Genomic DNA, 618 nt, shown 5'->3' with positions numbered 1-618 from the left:
AGTTGTTGCGTAGTGCTTGGTGACCAGGACGGCTGGGGCACAAATAGGTTGTCAAAGGCCGAGTCGATTTTGGGGACTGGGATGTCCCAAAATCTATCACGAGGCCGAAGACACGCTTGGCCACTGGCGATATCTTCTACGGCCGGGCCGAGCAGGATGAAAAGCGTTGTCATGACGTTCATCCAGAAAGAAGGCCCGTAGCGGCTGGGCAGACCGCCATAGGCCTTGCTGCCAATATAGATGCAGAACAGCAGGGTCCACAGGAAATACATCCACAGGTTGGGCAGTATGCTCAGACCCAGCCAGAACAGCGCCGCCAGATAGCCGGCGACAAAGGTGGAGCCCAGCAGTTCGCGCCCGGCCTGGGCGGTATCGATATGGGATGTCTGCTGCGCCAGGGATACGGATTTCAGTATGGCGGCTATGTACAGGGTCGGGTTGCTCAGGGCCATCAGTACGACAGGAAGCACGATCAGCGTGCCCCGTGTGGCGATCCAGCGGGCCTCCGCCGGGTCAGCGGGTTCACCTGCAGGCGTGGCGGACGTGGCAGGAGGGTCTTCAAGCGTGTCTTCGGCCTCGTGATAGATTTTGGGACATCCCAGTCCCCAAAATCGACTC

General features: G+C 59.2%; 1 protein-coding gene. It reads right to left on the bottom strand.

The window, feature by feature from the left end; genetic code table 11:
- Positions 1 to 470: hypothetical protein (locus tag ACOCD2_RS24915; protein WP_419583323.1), on the bottom strand; the 470-nt coding region annotated here is incomplete at its 3' end.
- Positions 471 to 618 lie beyond the last annotated feature (148 nt).

It is taken from the genome of Thiolapillus sp. (assembly GCF_048562965.1).
Lineage (GTDB): Bacteria > Pseudomonadota > Gammaproteobacteria > Chromatiales > Chromatiaceae > Thiolapillus > Thiolapillus brandeum_A.
This window is presented reverse-complemented; position numbering and strand designations above follow the sequence as displayed.